Source organism: Thermaurantiacus sp., assembly GCF_053487655.1.
Map to the genome: position 1 here is coordinate 1 of NZ_JBRCLD010000015.1, position 7066 is coordinate 7066.

The window sequence follows — 7066 nt, forward strand, 5'->3', positions numbered from 1 at the left end:
ACCCACCCCCAAACGACGCGCTACTCCTTCAGTATTGCGAGTGGAAACGACCGCCCTCGATACGTTTTGGAGGTCTGGAATCCAGAAGATAATAGCTGGCGCATTGCTCAGTCGCTGCGGCACCAGCGCAGCGATCTGGCGCATGACGCGTTTGAAGGCGAAAACGAGCCTGAAGATAGGCCAGACCGCAGGACAGACCGTCTCTCCTTCCAGGCACTCTGCCCGTGGCAAACAAATTTCCTTTCAGACCCGCGAACCACACGGTTTGGCGGAGTTTGGTCGCAGGACATTAGAGGGCTTCAGCAAACTCCCTGGGCAAATCGGAGCGTTCCCGGTACTGCTCTGTCAGGGAAAGCTTATGAAAATTCGCCAGTCCCGCCGCACCCGACTTGGACTGTTCAGGCGTTCTGGTTGGTTCGCCTGGGGCATCTCGTATGGAATCACGAGAGCCGAAACGGGTTCCTCGGAGGCGAGGCGACTTATTATCGCGATGCGGACTGGGTACTGAGGCCGGGCGATGGTTACCTTGGGCCTCAGCCAATGGCGCTCACCTCGGCTCCCGATCCTTTTGCATCCTCTGCGGTGCCCTTGACACCTGCCGATCCTCAGGCCCGTCCCATCGTGTTGGACCGTCCTTTCCGCAGTGTGGCAGAGTTGGGATACGCGTTCCGCGACTTGCCGTGGAAGACATTGGACTTTTTTTCAGATCGCAGCGCCGATGGCGCTCTGCTCGAGCTCTTTTCGGTCACAGACGAGGCCGAAGTCCTCGCAGGGGGGATCAATTTGAACTCCGCCCCGGCACCTGTGCTGCAGATGCTCTTTGACGGGATGCTCCGTGACACCTGGACCCCCTCCGAGGGAACAATCAACTCCGCATCGGCAAAGCAAATGGCCGAGGCATTCGTTAAAGCGCGCGAAAAACGCCTGCTGTCATCCCGCGCGGACCTGCCCCGCATTATTGCGGACCCCGACTTCGCATCCGCGGCTTTCACGACCGGGCAAAATTACAAACCCCAGCGGGAAGTTGTTGCCAGAGCACTTGCAGACGTCGGCCAGGTGCGCACCTGGAACCTGATGATCGATCTGATCGCCCAATCCGGGCGCCTGGTCGCCGGCGCTTCCACGCTGGCGGATTTCCGGGTGGAAGGAGAACGCCGCTTTTGGATCCACCTTGCCCTCGATCGGATCACCGGCGAAGTGATCGATTCGATTGTTGAACCTGTCTATGAATAAAACTCTGTTCATTGTTTGCCTGATCGGTGCTCTGGGAAAAAGTGCCGTCGCCCAGGTCTCAGAGGTTCCAACCGAGCGACCCCTGATGTATCCTTTGCCTGATCGGGCCTTTATTAAGATCACCTACTTTGACTCCAAGACGTCTAATCCACCGCGGAATTCGGGGGACGATGAGCTGCGGACAGAGACACCACGAATAAGGGGGCAGCAAATTTCCAAATTCGGAGACACGATGCTGTCGCGCGTCGAACTTTCCGATGGAAAAAGCTATGACACGTGGCGTGTCGATGGACGTGTTTACGCCCCAGTAGCAAATCAAAATCGGTATGTCGCCATCAGCCCAGGCTCAAACACAGACAATCCCTTCTTCCCCGATCCGTACGGAACCTTTTCGTGGGTTGGCGAAAAAACATTTGTCGGAACGGAAAAAACTGCTGACGGAGACGTCTGGATCTTCAAAGCGCCGATGACGAAAACACGAGAGCACGAACTCGGACGAATGGAACACGAGACCCGGCCCGAACCACCCCCCATCGAGGTTCGCATCTCGTCCAAAACACGGTTCCCGATCAGTCTCAAAATCGGAGATTCCTCTTATGGGATACAGATTACGCCCGGAGTACCTACATCGTTGGTTCTGCCGGAGTCTTTGAGGGAATCCCTGGTTGAGGCTCGTCAAGGCTTGGCGAGGGAAATCAGCCCGCTACCGCCCAGATAATTTTCTCTTCAATTTCGATCGGATTGCCGCGTCACGGAACGAGTGTCCCGCTTGCTGTGCACAATCGGCTTTCCCGAAGAGACCGATTTTGGCAAGCCGGGGCTTCGGTCAATGACCAACTCCCGAGTCTCACCGTTGCTGGCCACACGGATCGATACCGTAAGCGTCCGGAAACACCAGCGGACAAAGTCTTCTCCCCGACGGTAGAAAACTCCCAACCCCGACGGCAGCACCTCAAGATTGAACCCCGCTTGTCCGCAGAGATCGAACGCGTTGAGCAATTGTGTGTGCCAACGCGTCGGTCGGCACAATGGGTCAGCTCCCCCTCGCGGCGTAAAGCTCACAGTCTGGTTTTCGAAGTCCCAGTACAACATCCACAAGTTCCGCCACGCTAGCCCCTCAAAAAAAACCCTTGCCGGATCGAGCCCCGCCGCAATCAGCGCCCTTGGGTCAAAGGGACAAATGAACTCGTTCCACATGAACATGCTTTCGGCACGAGAAACGCAACCCGGACCGCTTCGATGCGTGCCGAAGACGCCGCAGTCTTCACCGCAGTAACTAAAGCCCTCTTTCTGCATCTGCCCCACGAGGGCGAGGTGGGCCAAGTACTGACTCTCAATCGCGCTTTGGCCATCTTGCTCCGGTCGCAGGGCCCCAAGCAACTGAGTCTGATCCATGGTGGCCGCGGTCCGGCTTGCGCAAATGTTCCGACTGTAATGGAAGTGATCTCCGGAGAGATTGAAGGAGCTGTCCCAGAAAATTCCGCTGATGCCCGTCGACTCTTTGAGTCGCTTCCAGCAGGCCATCCAGTGCGATGCGATTGTGGGGTCGCGGAGATTTAACACCGCGAATGAATTGCGATAATGATCCGCCTCGATTCCGCCACCCGCGTCTCTCACCCACGGCTGCTTTGCTTTGCGCACGACACACAACAATTCATTTTCTTCGTCTGCCGCCACGGGAGGCGCACCTCCCGCAACGCAACTGTCCAACTGCAAAGCCAGAAGAGAGACGGCCGTGTTGCCCCACATCTCGACGCTCATGCCGTTGCGTTCCGCTTCGCGAACAAAGTCGGCCAAATTTTTTTCACCAACGTGGGGTGCAACCTTCCAATCAACGGTACAGCACATGTTGGCTACCCCAAAGGTGTTCATGTTGTTTTTGAAATGATTCGCCAGACTCACGCGACGAACCCCGTACTTATGAATTTCGGGCAGAACTTTTGTTCTGTAACTCACCATGTCGGGCAGACTCCATTCCTCGATCAGCGCGTACGAAACGGCCTTCTCCCGCCGCAGTCCGGCATCGGCGTGCAAAAGGGCTTCGACCATGTCCCGCACCTGAACGTAAAGCTCGACATTTTCGTGATGGCTGCGCTTGCCCGCGAACCAGAGAACCTCCATCGGATAGGACGCAAAGTCGGCTGAAAGATCCCGGCAATGTTCGTGCCAGTGTGAGAGGTAAGTACTCCCCCGCTCCTTCTCGAAAATGGAACGGATGTGGCCCACAACAGGTGAGAATGTCACCAACACGCCACGCGGCGAAACCGTAAAAGTGAAGCCCTGCAATTGGGTCTGGAACGGAAGAAATTGAAAAATGTCTGGGTTGAGGCACGTCGGCAAATACCATTCCGTGCTGTAGGAAGTCTCACGCTGAAATACCGGTCGGCACGGCGCGAAAGCGTTGCGCATCCAAAAAGACCGTCCGACGATGCTGCCTCCCGGCTCCCATGTCGCCCGGTCGGTTATTTTGAAAATGCGATGCGTCAGACTTTGAAAACTCCATTCGTAAGATAAACCGATGCCATTCGCTGACGGCAGCGCTCTCCGACGAGGGGCCACGGTGAGCGTGAGCACGCCACACTCTTTTAGAGAATCTCTCTTTGACCAATCCCCGAGCACTTGCCGATTTCTGACGCTGTGAAGCATCCACTCCATCGGTCCGTCGGCCGATCCGAGGCAACTCAACTCGAGGTGAATCCCCTCGTCGTCCATCCATTGCCTGACCAGCTTCATTTGCCGAAGGCAAAAGCCCTCCGGCGTCCTGATATCTGGCAAAATCGGCCTTCGCCCTCTGATGGCAAATCCGTCGATCCAGATACGTCCGATGCCCAAAAACCGCCTGGATCGCCGCGTTAAGACCTCGAGATCCAACTGATGACCCTCGAAAGGAACAGAAAGCAAGTTGGAACCTTGAATCACTCGCATCTAGACATTAGGAGATGCATCAAAAATCAAACATTGCAAGGAAACATCTATCGAATTTGCGCCAACTAAATGTAAACAGAGGAGATTTAAGGCAAGAGCACACACGAAAACGATGATCAACGAATTAGATTTATCAAATGTCCCACTCAGCCGACGCGGGAGCTATCTTGCAGTATCATGGCTTGAGGAGCAGAGAGCGCCCAGTCCGGGCCTTTGGTTACGATCAGTGCGCGCGCTTTTTGGCAGCGGCGTTCTCTTCCGGGTTGATGGAGTTGAGACGTCACACATTCGCGCCGATGCCGGGGGCGTGGCTGCCGAAATGCCCGGGGGCCGATCGCTGGAAATCGTGATGGATGGGGATCGCGCGATGCGCGTTCGAGCGCGCGGCGGTGGTGTTCGTCTAGTCGGCGCGCCTTCGTTCCAAGTGGCAAGCCCTGTTGGCAAAGGGGTGTGGCGCTTGGTGTGCCCGGCCCTGGATACCGGGTTTTGGTTGGTGGGTCTGGCAGGAGAAATTTCGGTTAAAGCAGGTTGGGATGGAGTCCGTTGTGAAGAAATTGAGGTGCAAATGTTGCCAAAACCAGAGGACAATGAGGCAGAGCTCGCTTTGCTGGAGACGGAACCGGGGTGCGAGTACGTTCCAATGCCGTTTCAACCGATCAAGGAGTGTCGGCGTCAAAATCTGGCTGATTTTTCTGCCTTTCATAAGGATACGTTGTCAGTCCCGGCCGAGTACGCCGATGCGGCGGAATTGGCGTCATTCATTCACTGGAGCTGTCTGGTCCGGCCACGCGGGCGGCTGCTCCGTGAAGCGATGTACATGTCCAAAAACTGGATGACGGCAGTCTGGAGCTGGGATCATGCGATCAATGCGCTTGCTTTAGCGCGAACGAATCCCGAACTGGCGTGGGATCAGTTGGCGGTTTTGTTCGAGTCCCGCAACTCGCAAGGGTCTCTGCCGGATCACCTGAGCGACCGGTCTGAATGCTGGGCTTTCGTCAAACCTCCTATTCATGGGTGGGTGATTGGAAGGATGTTAAAGCTGGCACCGGCCGGATTTTTCGATCGAAAACGTCTCGAGGAGGCTTACGTTTGGCTCTCTGACCAGGCGCGTTATTGGTTAGATTTCCGTAAAGTCGGTGGAGAATGCGGACTGGTCTATTACCACGGGAATGACTCAGGGTGGGATAATTCTACTGTCTTTCTCCACCCCACGCCTGCAGCTTCCCCCGATCTGCCGGCATTCCTGATCCTTCAGGTCGAAACGCTGGCCGAGTTGGCCTCGCTTCTTGGAAGGGAAGATCGCGGGACATGGCTGAAGACGCGAAACGACCTTTGGGACATTTTCGTCAAACGAACGCGAAATTTCAGTCTCTTCGATGAGCCAACTGATCTGCGGCTCTCAGGGGATTCCCTTCTTCCATTTATGGCTATTGTGCTGGGCCATCGTCTCGAATCGTCCCAAATCCAGCGCATCGTTGCAGGACTGCAAGTACCACACCGATTCCGAACAGCATGGGGACTGGCCACGGAGAATCTTCGGAGCCCATGGTATGAATCGGACGGCTACTGGCGGGGTCCCATCTGGGCACCGTCCACATTGCTCGTGGTTGAGGGACTGATCGATGCCGGTGAGTCAAGGCTGGCCCAGGAGCTTGCTAAGGGCTTTTGCCAAATGTGTCTTCGGAATGGATTCGCAGAGAACTTCGATGCGGTAACCGGGGAGGGTCTGCGGGACCGGGCGTTCACTTGGACTGCGAGCACCTTTTTGCTGTTGGCCAACCGGTTGGCAACGCAGTCGTTCGCAAGAGATTCGTGAGATCAGAAATGCCAACCAACCGTTCTGAATTGAAAAATGGCAAGATGCCCAGGTTTGTCGGATTCGCGGCAGATCACGTGAGGGCAAGCCCAGCAAACACATTAAGTTTGACTCGAAGCATTGTCATGGCTAATTAATTGTTCGAACTTAATCCAATCTTACAGCGTTCCCCACTCACTCCAGGATTTTCTACCCCTAACTGGATCATTATATGAATTATATGCACCGTTTTTGTATCGTATGTTTTGCTCTCTTAGGTTCCTTGACCCCCAATGCATGGACATGGGAGTATCGAACTTCCTGGATCGGCAATACGTTCGGCGGAAAAGATGGCAATTTTGTCCAAATGGACACCCGCACGCTCTTCGTTGCGCCAGATGGCACGTGTTTTTTAAACGTGCCTTGGGAAGAAGACGGAAATAATGCTGGCTTGTACCGCGATGGGCAGCACGTCAGCAATCCGGGCCGCACACATGGCTGGGGGAACACCGGAGGATTTGCTGTCGTCGCCAACGATCGCTACATCTTCATCGCACAGTCGCGCAACAGTGAAGGCGGACATCTGCACGAGCGCGACCCGGAAAGCTACCCGCCGGGAGGCGTCGCATGGTTCGGTTTGACCCGCCGAACACTTGCCAGCGGCGGTAAAGAGGCGGCACCAGCACCCGGGGGCAAGGGCAGCGGGCTAGAGATTCAGGGACTGGGCGAAGACACACTCGCCCAGTTGGCAGGTTCTTTCCTGGTGATCAATGAAGAGCCTGAAAGCAGGGACGCCCACATTCGCGGCCTCGCACTCGACAATAATCGCGGGCGTCTCTACGTGAGCAACCCCGCCAAGTCGCGCATCGAATTTTACGACCCCGAAACACTGGAAAAACGTGGTGAATGGCCGATCGAAGACACCCGCCAGATGACAGTCGGTCCCGACGGCTCGCTGTGGGTGGTGGTCGGAAAGATCGACGCCTGGGGCCTTCCAGGCAGTGCGATTCCAGGCCTGCCCAGCACATGGGCAATGCCAACCGCCGATCAATTACGCGGCTTCGCAAAAATCGTCCGCTTTTCCCCTGATGGCCAACTTCTGCCTCAGGTTAT

At 55.8% G+C, this 7066-nt stretch carries 4 protein-coding genes; 3 read left to right on the top strand and 1 reads right to left on the bottom strand.

Going from position 1 to position 7066, the window contains the following annotated elements:
- Positions 1-540 precede the first annotated feature (540 nt).
- Positions 541-1233, top strand: coding sequence for a hypothetical protein (locus tag ACWIQA_RS01540; protein ID WP_448581305.1), 693 nt, complete (start codon positions 541-543; stop codon positions 1231-1233).
- A 726-nt stretch (positions 1234-1959) separates the two neighbouring features.
- Here the strand turns inward: ACWIQA_RS01540 and ACWIQA_RS01545 are convergent.
- Complete coding sequence (locus tag ACWIQA_RS01545; RefSeq protein WP_448581306.1) at positions 1960-3945, bottom strand: hypothetical protein; 1986 nt, start codon at positions 3943-3945, stop codon at positions 1960-1962.
- Positions 3946-4384: 439 nt separating this feature from the next.
- On the opposite strand from ACWIQA_RS01545, the gene ACWIQA_RS01550 reads away from it, so the two are divergent.
- Together ACWIQA_RS01550 and ACWIQA_RS01555 are read left to right on the top strand one after the other, a co-directional pair.
- Positions 4385-5974, top strand: coding sequence for an amylo-alpha-1,6-glucosidase (locus ACWIQA_RS01550; protein WP_448581307.1), 1590 nt, complete (start codon positions 4385-4387; stop codon positions 5972-5974).
- Between the two features lie 211 nt (positions 5975-6185).
- The coding region (locus ACWIQA_RS01555; RefSeq protein ID WP_448581308.1) for a YncE family protein at positions 6186-7066 on the top strand (881 nt) is incomplete at its 3' end.

Coding starts and splice junctions, on each gene's coding strand:
- ACWIQA_RS01540 (WP_448581305.1), top strand. CDS start 541: ATGGCGCTCACCTCGGCTCCCGATCCTTTTGCATCCTCTGCGGTGCCC.
- ACWIQA_RS01545 (WP_448581306.1), bottom strand. CDS start 3,945: ATGGACGACGAGGGGATTCACCTCGAGTTGAGTTGCCTCGGATCGGCC.